We start from the raw sequence: 17,951 nt of genomic DNA on the forward strand, positions 1-17,951 counted from the left end.
ACTCGATGCTGGCCGCATCGATCGAGTCGATCTACCAGGCCTCCCTCACCTAAGGACCCTCCGCCCTAACAGAGCCGTGCGGGCTCGGCCGGACGACGATCTGACACCGGCGCCCGGCCGAGCGCGACGGCGTCCAAATACAATTGCCTGCGGAACCGTGATCGCTCACCGCATTCGCCTCGAATGACCGGGCAGGGCCATCACGAGACGGAGAAGCAATGACTCACCCCCACCCGGTGAACGCCAGCGGCGACGCGCTGGGAGCCTCGTACCGGCTACGCGATCCGATCGGCTCGGGAGCAGTCGGCGAGGTGTGGCGAGTGGAGTCGCTGGCCGATGGCTCGATCCTCGCCGCGAAGATCCTGAAAGCCGAACACGCTTCCGACCCGGGATTGGTGGAGAGGTTCGTTCGCGAACGCTCGCTGTTGCTCGCGTTGCATCACCCGAACATCGTGACCGTGCGGGACATGGTCGTCGAAGGCAGCACTCTGGCGATCGTCATGGACTATGTTCCCGGCGGGACGCTGCGCGATCTGCTGATCGCACGCGAATCGCTGCCGCCCGCAGCGGCGCTCTCGCTCGCGGCGCAGGTCTTCGACGCCCTGGACGCCGCGCACGCTCAGGGGGTCGTCCACCGCGATATCAAGCCTGACAACGTGCTGCTCGCCTCCGAACAGAACACCTCGGACCCGGTCGCCCGGGTATCCGACTTCGGGATAGCCACCGTGCTCGAAGAGCGGGATCGCAAGAGCACCGGAGTTGCCGGCACCCCGCAATACATGCCTCCGGAGCTGATCGCCAACGGCGAGGCCAGCCGCGCCGGAGATGTCTACGCAACGGGCGTGCTGCTCTACGAGTTGCTCGCCGGCCGCACGCCCTTCGCCGGAGAAGGCAACGACTTCACTACGATCTACCGCCACGTCACCTCCGCCCCACCGCGACTCGATCTACCGGACGAGCTCTGGGCGTTCGTGGAGTCCCTACTGGCGAAGGAGCCGACCCATCGTCCGGACGCCGCCGCAGCCGCGTTCATCGCCAGGCGGTTCGCCAGGCAGTTCGCAGACCTGGGTGTGCTGCCCCCGACCTCGCCGGTCGTCCCCCGTGACACCGTCGCCCATGGAACCCTCGCCCATCCCCCGACGATGCTGCGTGCCGCCGGACCGAAGCGGGCCAGCGACGGCCCGGCATCCGAGCAGACCCTGCCGGCCCCGCTTCCCGACCTGGGACCGACCGACGGGCAAACCATCGTGCGCCCGCTCGCGCGAGTCCAGCCCGAGCCCGCACCCGAGCCCGCCCCGCAGGCCGAGGCTCCCGCGTCCCGGCTGCCATGGCTCACCCGGCGAGTCGTGGTCTGGCTGTGCATCGGGGTCGTGTTGCTCACCGGCATCGGCGTGGGCGGTTGGTGGCTGATCCGCCACGGCGCGGCCACGACCACCTCGGCCACGGCAGCCCTGGACGCGCGCCAACAAGATCCCGTCCTCCCAACGGGACTGTCCGTGACCAGGGAGGCCAGCTATGACCCCGGCACCAAGACCACCTTGGTCACCTTCACCTATCAGGCGCAGAAATCCCCGCTCACCGGCTCATTCCTCGAAGTCATCCCCTCGTTGCCAGGTACCCAGATCTGCCCGCCGGTGACCTGGAAGCAGGCCGAGGCCACCAAACACCAGGCCTCGACCACCGGGCTGGAGGCCAGTTGCGGCTGGAAACTCACCGGGGTGAGCATCCCGGCCAACGGCGAGGTCACCTTCACCGCCAGCTTCCCCGGCGAGTTCCACGAGTCGTCCGAGTTCGACCAATGGTTGGACGAGGCCGCCTCGGCGACCAGCGGTACCCTGCTGGATCCGCGCGCGAGCAGCACCGCCTATCCGGTGCAACGGCTTCAGGACATCTATGTGAAGACGCCGGCCCGCACCGTCAGCCAGACCACCCTGCCGGTCACGCTCGTCCCGGTGTGGCCGGGCGGCGCGGACGAGATGAACCCGCTCTACCAGAGTCCTTCGGTGGGTGCGCCCTCGCAGATGCTGGTCGACGTCGCCGGCGGCGAAACCGGTGTCCGTTTCTCCGACAGCTGTGCGGGCGCGGTGGCGGTGTCCTCGGACGGACTCGTGGTGACGGCGCTGTCGGTGACCCCCGAATGCCGGCTGCACGCCACCGTCGGCAACTTCACCAGCCTGGAAAGCTCACCGTTCAGCATCACAACCCGCTGACGTCAGGCCCCGCTGCGGATGCGGTCGGCAACCGGGCTCATCGACTGGATGAGCGCCAAGGCTCCGCTGACGCAGGCATATCCGCGTCCCTGAGTCATCGCCACCGGCGCCCGGCGGGGAATCGTCACCCCGAGCAGATCGCCGTCAAAATCGATGTCGGGTTGTAGCAGCACCCCGCAACGGGATTTGCGGACGACCTTCGTCCAGTGGTTGTAGAGAGCACGCAGATCCGCCGATCGTCCGGCCGCGATCACGCACAGGCCGGGTATCCCCGCGTTCAGCAGCGAGGTGATCGACTGATCGGCATCATCGATGCGTTCGGCATCGTCGATGAGCAAGAAGACCGGCCCGCTTTCCAGCCGGAGGGAGGCCAGCAGCGCAGGGATTTCGTCCGGCGAACCGGCGGCGCGATCCAGATCGGCCTCCGCCAGCGGAGAGCGGCGGTCAAAGATTCCCCAGATCGCCGGCCTGACGGCTCCGCCGCCGGCCCGCAGCACCTGGGCTATCGCCAGCAGCAGGGTCGACTTCCCGGATCGGGCCGGTCCGGCGATCAGCAGATGCTCGCCCTCGTAGAGTTCCAGGCAGGCCGGTTGCAGACTGTCCTCGCGCCGCCCCACCGGAATCAGCCAGGGTTCGCCACTCAGATCGGTCAGCGGCGCCAGTTCGGCGCTCGGGACATCGTCGGGTAGCACGCCGATGACCTCGGGCTTGCCGGGCAGATCCTGCAAGCGGGCAGCAGCCTCCCGCACCGCATCCTGCAGTCCTCGGCCAGGCGTGGCAATGTGCATCTGCAGCAGCTTGGTGGTGCTCACGCACCTGCCCGGGACCGCGGCCGGAACGGTCTTCCCCCGGATCCCCAACGTCGAGTAGTCATAGCTGTCGGCGAGCCTGAAGACCCACTTCTGGGTGGTGACCTCATCCATCGCCGATGGCACGGCCCGGGCGCGGGTGGTGGACACCGCGAAGAACATCCCGGCGCCGGGGCCATCGGCATAGGCGCGGTAGAGACACTCGAGAAGTTGCTGACCGTCATAGTCCTGAAACTCATCGCGCAGGCCCGCGAGCCCGTCGATCAGCACGACCATCGGCCGATGCCTGAGATCGCTTTCCCGGCGGCGATCCAACTCGGCACGCAGGAAGCGCAGGAAGCGGGCCTGCCGCTCCTTGGCACCCGCGCCGGCTCCGACGTAGGCGACAGTATGCGGAAGCTCCGCCAACGGGGCCAGATCGCGCGACCCTACGTCGAGGCAGACGATATCCAGCTCACCGGGAGACAACGATTGGGCCAGCGCGAGGGCGATACTGCTCAGCGTCGTGGTGGTGCCGCTGCCCGGAAGCCCCATCAGCAGCAGGTTGCCCTCGGCCATGTCCCAGCCGGTCGCCGATTGCCGTTGCAGATCCGGCTCATCGGCCAGCGCAATGGCCACCGTGCTTCGACGCAAACCACCGACCATCGGTTGCGGACGCGCGTTGGGTGTCGGTTCGGACGAGGCTTCGGACGCTTCGGCGGCGTAGCCGTCAAGTCGCACCTTCTCGCCCAACGCCTCCGGCCAGACCTGCCTGGGCGTCTCGATGCCGAGTCGATGGTTGGCTGCGACGATCGCATCGATGAGCAGATCGAGATCGTTATCGTCGCTGTTGGCCGGCCGAGGCGTGCGCCGGACGATCGGCACACCGAAGCGTCCGACATCGCGGATCTCCACCAGCTGCTGCGCGGCCTGCTGAGCCTGCCCGGTGACCAGCGCGGTCTGCACGGGAGTGATCTCGTCTTGCCCGAGTTTGACGTAGGCACGCCCGGTCTGGGTGCGTCCGATGGCCGAAGCCGACGGCACACCGATGACATTCGTCGAATCCTCGCGGCTCTGCACCCGCAGCGCCACCCTGAGATTCGTATTCGCGAGAATGTCGTCGTTGACCACACCGGCGGGACGCTGGGTCGCCAGCACCATATGCACCCCGAGCGTGCGACCCACCGCAGCAACACTGACCAGGGAGGCGAGCACATCGGGGAAGTCCTTGGCGAGCATCGCGAACTCATCGATGACCAGCAGCAGCCGCGGCAACGGCTCGGCCGGATTGGTCGCCAGATACGCGGGCAGATTGTCGACATCCTCGCCTGCCTCGGAGAAGAGCCGCTGCCGGCGCTGCATCTCAGCCTCCAAGGCCCGTAGCGCCCGGTCGGCCAGCTGCTCGTCGAGGTTCGAGATGGTGCCGATGGTGTGCGGTAGCCGCTCGCAGGTCTTGAATGCTGCGCCGCCCTTGAAGTCGATCAGGATGAAGTTCAGCACCGTCGGGTCGCTGCGGGCGGCGAGTCCGGCCACGAATGATCGCAGGAATTCGCTCTTGCCCGAGCCGGTCGTCCCGCCCACCAGGCCGTGTGGGCCGTCGCGCACCAGGTCGAGCATCAGCGGCCCGGATTCGCTCAGCCCGATCGGGGTCGAGATGCCGGTGGGTGCCTGCCAGCCCTCGATGATCGCATCGACATCCAGTCCGCCGGGAGCCAGCAGTTCGGGCAGCCGCACCAGCGACGGCAGCGCGGCGCCCGGCACCACCAGCTCCGGATCGTCGAAATGAGCCAGCTGCCGGGCGCAGGTCTCGGCTTGCTGCAGGCCGATGCCCGCCAGCGTGACATCGGTGACGGTGGTCAGATCGCCGGGATGCGCGACACTGGCCGCGGCATCGGCCGCCACGTCGATCACCGTGGTGCAGGCAGCCGGCAGCTGGTCGGCGGTTCTGGCGATGACGATGCCGCTGACCCGCCGGATGGGCTGACCTGGGCGCAGCGACGGCTCCTTGGCCGAGCGGCCATGCCCGAGGATCTCACGGGCCGGCGACTCCCGTCCTTCGGTGAGCACCTCCGAGTCGAGGACGACCAGCAGGGCTGCCGTTGGCAGCGTGTCGATCGCCTCCCGCAGGCTCCGCAGCATGGCTGAGCTCTCATCCCGCTGGTTCGACATCCAGCGGCCGTGCGAGGAGTCGCCCGCTTGCCTGGTGTGCGGCAGCCACGATGCCCATTCCCAATCGCTCTCGCGGCCGCCGTCGCAGAAGACACCCACCGTGAGATCGGCGGGACCGCAATGCACGGCGCTTTGGATCAGCAGGCTGCGGGCCAGCGCGAGCGCTCCCGTCCGGTCGCCGACGATACCGACGACACCGGCATCGGTGAGATCCACCAGGACCGGGGCGGCGGGCAACCGGGTCTCATCGACGATCTGTTTCACCTTGTCGTCCAGCTTGGAGATGCCACGAGAGTCGATCTCAGGATGCCACTCGATGTCGGCGGTGCCCGCGTTCAGGCAACCGAAATCCGCCGCGTCGGCCCGGCGCTGCCACAGCAACGTGGATGGCAGCACCGCTCGGCGCAGCACGAGCGCAGGATCAGGGATGAGTTGCTGCCTGCGTTCCCGCTCAAGACTGGCCATCTCGGTGATCTCGCCGCGGAACTCGTCGAGGGCCTCGGTGAAGCGCTTGTCCTCCTCCTCGACATTCTTGGCTCGTCGGCGTTTCTGCTCGAACCACATGCCGACAGCCATCACCGGGCTGAGCAGCGCGAACAGTGCGTAGCGGAGGCTGCCCATCGCGGCCACCATCACACCGGCCATGATCAGCGGGGCGACCACGGTCACCACGCTGAATTTCGAGGCCGGCGGAATATCCTTCTGCTGCGGCGGAGCCAGCGGCTCCGGCGGGGCCGGGTCGCCGGAGCGGGGAGGCCTATTGAACGGTGCCGTCGCCGCCGGGGTGAGATTGTGCAACGATCCGGGCCGCGGGGCTGCGGATTCACGAAGATCGGGCCTGATGCTCAGCACCGCGCCGCCCGCCAGCACGGTGGTCGGTCCGGTGACGTGCAAGCCTTCGGCGGGTATCGGCACGCCATCCACGATGGTGCCGTTTGTCGATTCGGCGTCGCGGAGCCATAGCTCGTCGGAATCGAATTCGAGAGTGCAATGGTGCCACGACGCGCTCTCGGAATCCAGGACGAGGTCGGCTTTCGGGGAGCGTCCGATGATGAGTTTGCGATTGTGGGGAACAGGCACGAGCGCCCCCGACCCGAGTCCTCCCGAGATCGAGACGTTCCACCCGGTGATCCGCTGCAGGGCAGGCCCGGGCTGCAGCGAGATCACGGATCCTTCGAGCAGCACCGCGTCCTGCAGCTTCATGTCTATGGGTACAGACCGGCCGTCCAGACAGACGTGCTGCGCTGCCGCGGACGATCCTCCCACGCCCGCGATCAGGGCCGCGAGGGTGGCAGTCGGCTGCCAGGCCTCGAGATCGACGACCTGATGGCGATCATCGAGATCGATCAGAATCCGCACGGGCACGCCTCCTGACGCGGAACGGGTTACGGGAGCTTCGCTGTGCTCATCCCATCATGCAGCGCCGGGCGCGGCGAACCAGACAAGCTGACCGCTGCCGGTACCGGGACGAAGTCCCAGCCACTGATCCGATGCGTGCAGGGTCGTCGCCTCGCCCGCAAAGGCCTGGGCGTGGGAGAAATCGAGATCTGGGCCGCCGATGCCGTCCGCGGGGTTCAGCCTCAGCCGGGCGAGCCTCTTGCTGACCTCGGAGGGCTTGGTGCTGCCGGCCTCGCTGACCGCCCGCGCCAGCGCGATCACCGCGTCGTGGCTGCGGACGTCTGCGGCGGCTGCGACATCGGCGAATGGTGTTTCCTCGGTGAGATCGAGGATCTCCCTGTTCTCTGCGCTCAATCTCACGCCTGCCAGGAAAGCGGACATGGCTCGTCCGTGCGGATCGTTGGACAAAGCGACCGAGTCGCTCCACGGCGCCCCGACGGTGACCAGATTCGTGGACGCACTGCCGCCTTGTTCGCTCAGCCTGGTGGCGAATGCAGGGCTCGTGGCGCCGGGAGCCAGCACGATGGGAACGGAGATCTCCTTGGCCTGCAGAGCTCGGACGATCATCGCCTGGGTGACCGGACGACCACTGATGACCAGGAGATCATTGGGGTCCTCGACAGGCGCGGACTGCTCCTTGTCCGGGTCCCCGGAGTAGGCACCCCCCGCAGAGGCGTCGGCATTCGTCCGGTGTGCGACATCGGCGGCCAGCGCGCTCAGGTCCGCGCCATCGCTGACGGGCACGGCGTCGGCCAGACCGGTGATCTCGGGCAGTCCCGGACCCGCGTCGATGAGAAGCGGATGGCTGGACGTCTGAAGGAGCGCAGCATAGGCAGCCGCGGTGCCTTGGGTATCGGGGACGAGCGACCAGACCCCGTCGACGCTGGCTGCGTCTGCCGATAGCGAAGAATAGGGAAGCAGCACCGGGACGCCCGCATCCTGGGCGCTCGTCAGCGCATCGGCGAGCTGCGGGCCGTCGGTGGCCAGGATGATTCCCGCCACGCCCTGGCCTGCCAGCCTGCTGATCGCATCGCGGGCCCCGTCCGAGGTGCCGTGATCGTTCTCGACGATCAGCTCAAGATGGGCACCGCCCATCGACAACCGTTGCTGCGCGACTCTCGCCCCTTGCGCTGCCTGATTCCATTCGCTTCCGGACGGAGCGCCATCCCCGAGGGTGACGACGATGCCCAGCTTCGCGTCCTTCGGCAGGCTCAGCCCAGAGATCGCGACCGGCACAGTTGCGGGCACCGGATCGGGCGGGGTGCGCAGATACTGGCGCACGGCGATGCCGGCGATCAAGGCCATGATCAGCGCGACCACGGCGATCCAGATGATGGTCCGCCGTTTCGGATACCGGGCACCGTGAGCCACCCGAGGATCCGAGTCTGCCTGAGGGTCGTGGTCGTCGGGGTCGGGTTCGTCTACCGGATCGTGTGGATCGGCGGGCGCGGTCTCGTTGTTGTCGGACGTCACTTCTTGCCGCCGACGTGGAAGGCGTAGACGGTCTGCCAGCTGGCACCCGAAGGCAACTCGAGGTTGAAGGTCGGGAAGCTCTGGGCCCGTTCGAGGGCCTCCTGGAACTGGGCCTGCCGCAGCAGAATGCCGGAGACATCCTCCGCGCGGATATTCGCGTACCCGGCGGCGCTCTGCGACGCGAGGGCGAGCTGATAGTCGGCTGTGTCGGCCTTGGCTGCGCTGGCTGCCATCGATCCCAGCAGTCCCGAGCCGTGCACCTGCGGATCGCCGAGGTCGAGGATCACCTTGTTGAGGCTGTCGGTCAGCAGCGCATTGGCGGCCTCGATGTCGCGAGTGGAGCCGTCGGTGCCTTGGGCGATCAGTTCGAGGGTCTGCGCCGTTTGCTCATCGAGGGCGGCTGTGACCGCCTCCTGCTCATCGGCGAGTTGCTCGTTCTGGGCATCGATCTGGCTCTTGGATTGCGCGACCACGTCTTCGGAGGTTGCGGTCAGCCCGGCGATCGTACGGTTGTATGACTCGATCAGCGACTCGCGGCCCTCCTCTGCTTGGGCGGACACAATCCGGATCTGTTCGTCGGTGCTCTTCTGGATCTCCGACTTTGCCGCGTCCGCGGCGTCCGCGAAAGACTGCGTCACCGAGGCGGCGAGGCTCTGCTGCTGCTCGTTGATCTTGTCCAGCAGCGTGTCGAGTTCCGACGCCTGCCCATCCGCAGCCGCAACCAGCGCCGCCAGATCCGCTGCGGTGGCGTCCACCTGACCGGTGCCGTCGATCACCGGGTCCAGCGCGGTGCCGACGGACTGCAGAAGCGCGTCCACCTCGGCCAGCACCGAGCCGGGCTGACCGGGATCGGTGGCATCGATGATCTGCTGCCAGTCGTTCTGCTGCTCGGTGAGACGATTCTGCAGCGCAGTGGGCGATGTGGTGACCGGCTTCGACCCATTGCAGGGGGTGTCGGTGATGAGCGCTCGGATCTCCTCAATGCGCTTCGGATCGACCCCGGTCGTCGCGGTTCCGGTTTTCGCCAGCGAGCAGATCTGCTTGACAAGCTTGTCGTATTGGGCCTGGACGGACGAGGACCCCGTGACCAGATCGGCCTTGGCCGCCTTGGCGGTGGCGTTCATCTTCTTGATCGAGGAAAGGGACTCGCTCGCGTCGGCGAGCGAGTTCTTGAGGTCGGTCAGCTGCTCGTCGAGTGGTGCTTCGCCCGCGGGCACCCCGAGCGAGCCGATCTGGGTCTTGATCTGAGCGAGGTTGCCCGCGAGTCCGTCGTACTGGCTGATCGCGTCCTTCACGTAACTGCCGTCGAGTTTGCCGACGATGGCCTGTCCGGAGGCGACCAGGTCGTCGAGGGAACCAAGCACGCTGGTCTGCGCACCGAGCAGCGCACAGGTCATGGACGAGTCGTCCGCGCAGGTCTGCGGAGTAGGTTCGGCCGGGCCGATGCTCGCGGTGAGTTGCTGGACGATCTCATCGCGGCAACCGGACGACGCCTCGGCGTAACCATTCAACTGGGCGGAGAGCTGCAAGAACGCCGCGAAGAGGGAATCGCCGGCCTCCGGCACCGAGACCTGAGCAGCGCAGCCGGCGCCCTCAACGAGGTCGAGGTCGGAGGGCAGCGTCGCCGAAGTGTCGCCGAGCATGACCTTCATGGAATCGACGATCTCCGAGAATTGCTGATTGACCAGCGCATTCGTCCCGGTGGTAGTCGAATCAAGGTCATTGCGCAGGTTGTCGATCTCACCGCTCAGGCCCTTCATCGACGCCGTCAGCGACTCGCTGCTGCTCTGAAGTTCTTGAGCAGTGCTCACGCCGAGCGTCTTGGAGGTCTCATCAAGGTTCTTCCGGACCTCGGTGATGGTGGCTCCTGCCCGAGCGAGCACTCCGTTGACCTCGGCGACCAACTCGATGGTGCGCTGTTGCAGGGCGAGTTCGGAGGTGGGGCCGGTGTCGAAGGCAGCGTTCACCACCCCGTCGAAGGACAGATCGGTGTTCAGTCCTGCCTGAACGGCGATATCGATGACCGGGACGGAGAAGTCATCGACGTCGGCGACCATCCGGAAGACCGTTGTCGCGCTGGACTGGGGCGGGGCCAGCAGTGCCGCCCACTGGACGATGGCATCACCGTCGGTCGCGGAGCTCACGATGCCGTTGGTGCCGGACTGCCCGCTGGCAGCGTTGTCGAAGGCGAGCTGACTGGCTTGAGTACCGGACAGTTCGGTGCTGGCGGCGATGCTCAGCGGGGTCCCGACCAGCGCTGCAGCGGTGCGGGATTGTCCGGCCGCATCATAGGAAAGCTCCTTGGCCGCGACCGTGAGGTTCTCGACGGTGATGTCGATCTCGACGCGGCCGCTGAAACCGGAAAGGTCGTTCAGATCGGGGCCACTGGCTGTGTCGGTCCGGTAGTGGGTACTGACCCGCACCGGCAGGTCGTCCACCACGTCGGCCGGCTTGAAGTTCGTTTCGGTGCTCTGTGAGGTTCTGGTGGTCTCATCGAGAAAGATCGCGGCACCATTCACCGTAGTGATCGCGCCATCTGGGGCCAGATCGACGTTCACCGACTGCAGCACGCGCGACGGGTTATCGACCTGCGGGCTACAGCCCGAGGCCAGGGTCGCCACGGCGACCACGAGTGCCGTACCCGCGGCCACGACCGACCTGCGCAGCACTTTCTTGCTCGGATGAGCAGCTTTCATGGGGGTGTCTCCTTGGGCCCGAAGGTGTACTCGCACCGGGATGTCACTATAGTCGTAGGGGTTCGAGGGCTGATACCTCGGACGCTTCCCGGAACACCCCCACTCGCCCCAGCATCCGGTGCAGGTTCTCGAATCCTTCGGCGTGTCGGGTACTCCGACGAGGCACATCGGTCCGTTTTGTCCATTTGGGGGTTGATCGTTATGAGTCGTGTTCTTTCTACTGAGGAAGCTAAGCAGGCTATCCGGCAGATTCAGAGCATTGTGAATGGTGGGTTCACTGAGCAGATCACGCAGCTGGATGCGCAGGGGCAGACCTTGTCGAATCCGAATGTCTGGGATGGTCCGTTGGCGTCGACGTTCCGCGGTTCGACGTGGCCGGAGACGAAGGCTGCGTTGGATAAGGCGAAGCAGGAGTTGGAGGAGTTGCGGACTCAGTTGGACAAGATTTCGCAGGATATTTTCACTGCGGGTGGTGGCGCCTGATCCTGGCCGGTGGCACCGGGTTTGGTCACGGACGCGCCGGCGGGTCTGCGTCCGTGGGAGACCGACCCCCCAGTAGTTGAGGAAGGCGCAGTGTGGTCGCAGTCACCATCGGCAATATTGAGCAGTTGAAAGGGATGCCGGACGTCGAGTTCGACTTCGGTGTGTCAGCTGCGCTGCGGTCTGCGTTCTCAACGGCAGCCTCGAAATTGTCCGGCCAACAGGCATCGAGGTCGGCTTACCGCAGCAATGCGCTGATCGAATTCGCGGGCCACTACTCGACGGTCTTCCGGAACAACGGCGTGGTTCAACTCGGGGATCTCGATGAGATCGTCGAGAAACTGCGGGACGTCGACACCAAGGTCGGTGAGCTCGAAACCGAAGCGCGCGAGGAGAACGAGCGGCGACGTCAGGCCCGCGAGTGGGCTCAGCGGATGGCCGATCGTAGTGGTATCGAGAAGTGGTGGGATGGCTGGTGGGGCTCTGAGCAGCCCCCGGTTCCGGAGTTGAAGGACAACGGCCCGTCGAAATCGGCGGAACGGCCCGAGACTCGTACCCGCGATACCCCGGAGGGCGGCGGGGGCAGCAGCGGAGGAGGTACCTCCTCGGCGCATCCGGAGAAGCTCTCCGCCTTCGCTACGAACACGAAGGGCGCCGACGACTTGTTGAAGTCCACGCCAGGCACCCTCGAGGATCATTGTTCGCAGTTCGCCTCGATGTGCAAGTGGGCGCACCTGGATGCGTCCAGCGTGATCTCGGGCTTTCGGCAGTGGCTCACGGCCAACGGCCAGGACGCGAGCTGGGCGTTGGCGGTGGGCGCTGCGTTTGCCAACGCCGGGTCGGCGGGTGACATCTGCTCGCTGCCCGACAGCGCCATCGCGGCTGCGTTGAGCGCGCAGGGGGCTACCGAGGGGCGCAGCGATATTCAGATCGATCCGCCGACCGCCTACGGTTCGCCGCCCACTACCGGGTATGCAGACGATCCGGTGAATATCGCGACGGGCAATTTCATCGAGAACGAGGTAGATCTGTCCTTCGCCGGAGCCTGCGCAGGGTTGCAGTTCGCCCGCTCCTTCAGCTCGCTGAACCCGGCGGCGGGGGCCTTCGGTGCGGGTTGGTCGTCGTGGACTGATTGTGGGTTGGTTTGCGGGGACGAGTCTGCCCGGCTTACTTTGCCTGATGGCCGGGTGGTGGTGTTTCCCCGGGCTGGTTCGGGTTGGGGTCGGGCGCGTTCGGAGAATCTGTGGCTGGAACCCTCCGAATCGGGTACCGGGTTCGTGCTGCGGGACGCAGGCAGTCTGGTGTGGGAGTTCTCCGGTTCGGGCCGGCTGCTGGCGGCCGGCAACGGCGAGGGCTCCGGGATCGATTTCGGCTACGACGATTCGGGCCGTCTGGTGCGCCTGACCCACGAGTTCGGACGCTGGATCGATCTGGTCTGGGACGGCGTCCGGGTGGTGACCGTCGAGGCGTCTGATGGCCGCCGCATCGACTATGAGTATGACCAACACGCACGGTTGCTGCGTGCGTCCGGGCCCGGATACGAGCGTTCCTACCGCTGGAACGATGCCGGCCTGATCGAGGCCGTGATCGACGCCGACGGTGTGGTCGAGGCCGAGAACCGCTATGACGAGACCGGCCGGGTCGCCGAGCAGGTCTCTGCTTTCGGCCGGGTCTCCCGGTTCGCCTATCTTCCGGGCGGCGTGACTGTCGTCTCGGACGCCGACGGCGAGCGCGCGAACACCTGGATCACCGATCGGCGCGGCCGCCTGGTCGGGGTGATCGACGCCGATGGACGTCGCCAGTCGATGAGCTACGACCGCTGGGGCAACCTGGTGATGGCGACCGAGCGCGATGGCAGCGTCACGGTCACCGAGTACGACGAGCACGGGCGCAAGCGAAGGCAGGCTTTGGCGTCCGGGGCCCGGCTGGAATGGTGTTATGACCAGGCGGGCCGGGTCATCGAAACCTGCGTCACCGGCGATGACGGGCAGCAGGCCCGCTCGATCCTCAGCTATGACGGCGATTCCCGTCATCCGAGTATGGCCACCGACCCGGTGGGTGGGGTGACCCGGATGTATTGGGAGCGGGGGCTGCTCACCGAGATCGTCGATCCGACCGGGGTGCGGTTGCGTTTCGGGCACGACGAGCACGGCGATCTGATCTCCAGCACCGACGCCCACGGCAACACCGCGCGTCTGGAGCGCGACGAGTCGGGCCGTGTCGTTGCGGCCATCACTCCGCTGGGTTTCCGCACTTCTTACCGCTATGACGCCGCCGGGCTGCTCGCCGCACGCATCGATCCCGATGGGGCCACCTGGGCCTACGAGCACACGGCCGGCGGCAAGATCTCTGCGGTGGTCGACCCGCTGGGTGGGCGCACCGAAACGCAATACGGGTCTGGCGGCCTGCGGCAGCGGGTGAGCGATCCGCTGGGCCGTAGCGTCACCACTGCCTACGATGATCTGGGCAACCTCTCATCGGTGGAGCTGCCCGACGGCGTGGCCTGGGAATTCGGCTACGACGCCTCGTCCAGGCTGCGCAAGGCCGTCGACTCGGCGGGCGGCGAATGGCAGTGGTCGTATGGCCCCGGCGGCCAGGTGAGTGGCACCACCGACCCGACCGGCGTGCGGCGCCATATTCAGCACGACAGCCCGTTGGGTCTGGCGACCCGGCTGACCGACGGCGGGGATTCGGTTTCGGCCCGCTACGACCGGCTGGGCCGGGTCATCTCGGTCACCGGACCGGATGGTCGTCCGAGCCTGCACCGCTACGACCTATGCGGACGGCTGGTCGAGACCGTCGACCAACAGGGTGCGGTCACCTCCTATCGGCGGGACCAGGCGGGCCGGGTCGTCTCGGTCACCCAGCCGATGGGCGGGGTCTTCGGCTACGAGTACGACGCCTGCGGCCGCTGGGTCGCGACCACCTCGACCGGCGGCGACCGCTACGAGCTGCACTATGACCCCGACGGCCGGGTAGCGTCCGAGAGCTGGCCCACCGGCGAGCAGGTGAGCACCGCCTTCGACGCCTGCGGACGAGTGATCGAACGCGTCCAACCCGGGCGCGGAATCACCCGATTCCGCTATGACAAGTGCGGACGCATCGTCGGCGCCCAAGATCCCTGGTACGGCAGACGCAGCTTCGTCTACGATGCGGCCGGGCAGCTGATCGAGGCGGTCAACGCGCTGGGCGGGGTGACCCGCTTCGAATACGACGACCTCGGACGCCAGATCGCCGCCATCGACCCGATGGGTGGGCGCACCACTGCCGAATACGACGGCATGAACCGGATGGTCGCCCGGACCGATCCGCTCGGCAGAACCACTACATACTCTTATGACGCGGCGGGCAGGCGCACCGCCCGCACTGCCCCTGATGGGGGCCAGGTTTGCTGGAGCTATGACGGTTCGGGTCGGCTGTCGCAGACGATGGCCGCAGGCAAAGTGCGCTCGGCTATCGAGCGTGACTTCGCCGGGCGCACGATGCGAATCGTCGAGGACGACATCGTCCACGATCTCGCCTGGGATGCGCGCGGCAATCTGCTGCACCGGCTGCGCAACGGCGAAGGCATGCGCTACGGCTACGACCAGGGCGGGCGTCGCACGTCGATGACTCGCCCCGACGGCGCCACCACGACCTACGGCTATGACGCCAACAACCGGCTCGCCACCGTCCAGCATCCGGGGCTGGGTCGGGTAGCACTGGGCCGCGATGGCCTGGGGCGCGTCACGAGTCTGGAAGCCGATGGGCTGCGCACGCAGTGGAGCTACCAGGACGGCTATCTGGCCGGCCGGCGCACGAATAGGCGCGGCTTCATTTCGGAGACCTCGATCGTCCGCGACGCCGATGGCCGGATCGTCAGCGAGACGGTGGACGGGCTGCGCAGCTCTTATGACTACGACCAGGCCGGGCAGCTGATCAGCACACGAACCAGCGAGGGCGCCGCCGGCGAATTCATCTGGGACGCCAATGGGCGCCTAGTCGGCGAATCCGCGAATGGGCTGGCCGTTCAGTATCGCTACGACCAGGCGGGTCAGCTGCTGGAATCGCGCTCGCCACAGGCCACGATCAGCTTTGACTATGACGATCAGGGACGCCGCACCCGGCGTAGCGGGCCCGATGGCGAGCAGTTGTTCGCCTGGGATCCGATGGGCTATCTGTGCCAGATCACCGACGTCAGACGTCAGGGCGACCGCAGGGTCGCGAGCTCGCGGAAGCTGCGGGTCGATGCGCTCGGTGAGCTGAGCAGCGTGGACGATACGAACGTCTGGTGGGATAGCGCGTCCGAGCTGCCGGTGGTGACCCAGATCGGGCTCACCGACGTGGTCAATGCCGGTATCGCTACCGCTTTGACAGGTGCGGGAGCCTCGGGCGCCAAGCGGGCGGACGCGGAGGCGCTGTGGTCGTTGCCGGGCGCGAGCGGCGGGGCGGCGCCGTGGCTGCCGGAGGGCCGGCAGGATTTGCGCGGCCTGGCCGGAATGCAGATCTCCCCGACCGGCGGCATGCAGATCGACGGCCTGGATTGGCTGCAGGCGCGAGTTTACGATCCCGGGACGCGCGGCTTCTTGTCGACCGATCCGCTGCGTCCGGTCACTGCCGCCGGCTGGGCGGCCAATCCGTACAGTTTCGCCGGGAATGATCCGGTGAACCAGTCGGATCCGCTCGGACTGAGCCCGGTCACCGATGCCGAACTGGCCGCTTACCGGGACAGCAATCACGGGACGATCGGCAACGGCATCGCCGCTGCCGGGAACTGGGTTCAAGACAATTGGGAATACATCGCCGCCGGTGCACTGGTCGTCGGTGGACTCGCCGTGATGGCCACCGGTGTCGGCGGACCTATCGGGGCCGCGATGATCGCCGGCGCCCTGACCGGGGCCGGTGGTTCGATCTGGTCGCAGAAATCGACCAACGGCAGCGTCGACTGGGGCAAAGTCGGTATCGATGCCGCGATTGGCGGGGCGACCGGCCTGATCGGCGGCGGCGCCGGGCAAGCAGCCGTGAAGATGACCAGCGGCCTGACCTCGTGCCTGGGCAAGAACATCTTGTCCGGGGCGATCGAGGGCGGCATCGATGGCGGTGCGTCCGGAGGTATCCAGTACCTGACCTCGGGCCAGCCCATCACCATGCAAGGACTCACCAACGCTGTCGGCGAAGGCGCACTATCCGGCTCGCTGCTGGGCGGCGGCTCCGGCGCCCTGGCGAGCGTGAGCGACGTCGCACGCTACGGCTGCTTCACCGCCGACACCGACGTGCTGATGGCCGACGGAACGACCAAACCCATCGACCAGGTTGTCGTGGGTGACGAGGTCACGGCCTTCAATCCGGAGACCGGGCAGGCCGAGCCCCGCAAGGTGACAGACACCTTCGTCCACGACAACGTCGCAACGGTTCGGGTCACGACCACCGAGGGCGAGATCACCTCCACCATCACCCACCCGTTCTACGTCGAAGACAAAGGCTGGCTCACCGTTGGCGAACTGCAAGAAGGCGACCGCCTGCGCACACCAGAAGGCAAACTCGTCAAAGTCCTCACCATCCAAGCAACCGGCAAAACCGAGACCGTCTACAACATCGCCGTCGAAGGACTACACAACTACCACGTACGAACGAGTGCTGGGACGGCAGTCTTGGTGCACAATAACGGCGCGTGCGAGACTGACATGCCTGGCGATGACGATTGGCCTGTTTTGAGTGGGATTTTAAGGGACTCCTCCCAAGGAAAGGGCAATTTTGGTCTCGGCTCGGGCACCAATTCCCAGGCCCAGCAGGCAGGTCTGGCCTGGGTGGGCGACGGATACCATGCCGCCAGCGATGGAAAGACGCTTGTAAGCGCTGACGGACTCCATCAGTGGCGACCACCGAGCTATAAGCCAATACTAGGCATCTACCAGTCAAACTTCGAGCAGCGGTGGGTGCCGCAAGGCCAATGGCAAGGCAACGGACATCTCGATATTCTGGATCTACCATGAGAGCAGCCATACGATACGTCCTTAGTCCGGACGTCGATCCCGAGACATACCAGTCAGACCACCCAGAAAATGATGGGGTTCTGCTCCAACTAATGGTCGGTCCTGCGGATGGGCCCGGCGAAGAGTCATTCGACGTCCTTGTCTGCACACCGCGATGGGTAGAACGACTAGTCCAAGAGAAAGGGCCTTTGATTGGGAGACACTACTTGATTGTTAACCAGTTGGATATTCCCGAATCCGTAAGATTCCTGGCAAAACAGGTTCAGTCGCTAGAGGCGAAAGATTGGTCGTCGCTTGCCGAGAAACTTGCACGTATCGGGCAGTGGGAGTTTGAAGACTACCAATAGGAGACTCCGCGTTAGCCTTGGGCTAAGGAGAAGCAGTGATTGGAAGTGACGCCGTCAGGAATAGTGGGACAACCGGGCAGTCGAGACTCTCCTTTCGCGACGAGACTGTTGTGGGTCAGGACTTTTCGGGCTTGACTCTGGATCGGTTTTCTGCAACTAAGTCGCGTTTTGACGATTGTCGGTTTGATCGCATGCGTGTGAGGACGTTCTCGATGGGCGCAGGTGTGGCGCCGTCGACGTACGTGAGGTGCTCGTTTGACGGGGCCCGTTTGGAGATGCATCCGGGTGGCGTGGCCCGGTTTGAGCGCTGCTCGTTTGGGCCCGGTGACCGCGGCCGGTTGGGCGGCCAATCCGTATAGTTTTGCCGGGAATGATCCGGTGAACCAGTCGGATCCGCTCGGACTGAGCCCGGTCACCG

6 protein-coding genes are annotated in these 17,951 nt (G+C 66.2%); 3 read left to right on the top strand and 3 right to left on the bottom strand.

The window, feature by feature from the left end:
* Positions 1 to 218: 218 nt before the first annotated feature.
* A complete protein-coding gene (locus AAFP05_RS01250) occupies positions 219 to 2,210 on the top strand; it encodes a serine/threonine-protein kinase (protein WP_341728034.1) in 1,992 nt (663 codons plus the stop codon).
* A gap of 2 nt (positions 2,211 to 2,212) precedes the next feature.
* On the opposite strand, the gene AAFP05_RS01255 is transcribed toward AAFP05_RS01250, so the two are convergent.
* From AAFP05_RS01255 to AAFP05_RS01265, 3 genes are read right to left on the bottom strand one after another with little or no spacing between them, the layout of a single operon-like run.
* Positions 2,213 to 6,526, bottom strand: coding sequence for an FtsK/SpoIIIE domain-containing protein (locus tag AAFP05_RS01255; RefSeq protein ID WP_341728035.1), 4,314 nt, complete (start codon positions 6,524 to 6,526; stop codon positions 2,213 to 2,215).
* A 54-nt stretch (positions 6,527 to 6,580) separates the two neighbouring features.
* Positions 6,581 to 8,038 carry a hypothetical protein gene (locus AAFP05_RS01260; RefSeq protein WP_341728036.1) on the bottom strand — a complete coding sequence of 486 codons (1,458 nt, stop codon included), beginning with the start codon at positions 8,036 to 8,038 and terminating at the stop codon, positions 6,581 to 6,583.
* Entirely contained in the window at positions 8,035 to 10,734 is a 2,700-nt protein-coding gene (locus tag AAFP05_RS01265) for a hypothetical protein (RefSeq protein ID WP_341728037.1), read from the bottom strand. The genes AAFP05_RS01260 and AAFP05_RS01265 overlap by 4 nt, the downstream gene beginning before the upstream one ends.
* A 201-nt stretch (positions 10,735 to 10,935) precedes the next feature.
* Here AAFP05_RS01265 and AAFP05_RS01270 point away from each other — a divergent pair, with 201 nt between their 5' ends.
* The gene (locus AAFP05_RS01270) at positions 10,936 to 11,217 is read left to right on the top strand and encodes a pyrophosphorylase (RefSeq protein WP_341728038.1); all 282 of its coding nucleotides are present in this window, start codon (positions 10,936 to 10,938) and stop codon (positions 11,215 to 11,217) included.
* A gap of 92 nt (positions 11,218 to 11,309) precedes the next feature.
* The gene (locus AAFP05_RS01275; protein WP_341728039.1) at positions 11,310 to 17,186 is read left to right on the top strand and encodes a DUF6531 domain-containing protein; all 5,877 of its coding nucleotides are present in this window, start codon (positions 11,310 to 11,312) and stop codon (positions 17,184 to 17,186) included.
* The last annotated feature ends 765 nt before the right edge of the window (positions 17,187 to 17,951 follow it).

Origin of the sequence: Brooklawnia sp. (assembly GCF_032229645.1) — a bacterium.
Lineage (GTDB): Bacteria > Actinomycetota > Actinomycetes > Propionibacteriales > Propionibacteriaceae > Brooklawnia.

What these genes read in the sequence shown, in the direction of transcription:
- AAFP05_RS01250 (WP_341728034.1), top strand. Translation starts at nt 219, where the DNA reads ATGACTCACCCCCACCCGGTGAACGCCAGCGGCGACGCGCTGGGAGCC.
- AAFP05_RS01265 (WP_341728037.1), bottom strand. Translation starts at nt 10,734, where the DNA reads ATGAAAGCTGCTCATCCGAGCAAGAAAGTGCTGCGCAGGTCGGTCGTG.
- AAFP05_RS01270 (WP_341728038.1), top strand. Translation starts at nt 10,936, where the DNA reads ATGAGTCGTGTTCTTTCTACTGAGGAAGCTAAGCAGGCTATCCGGCAG.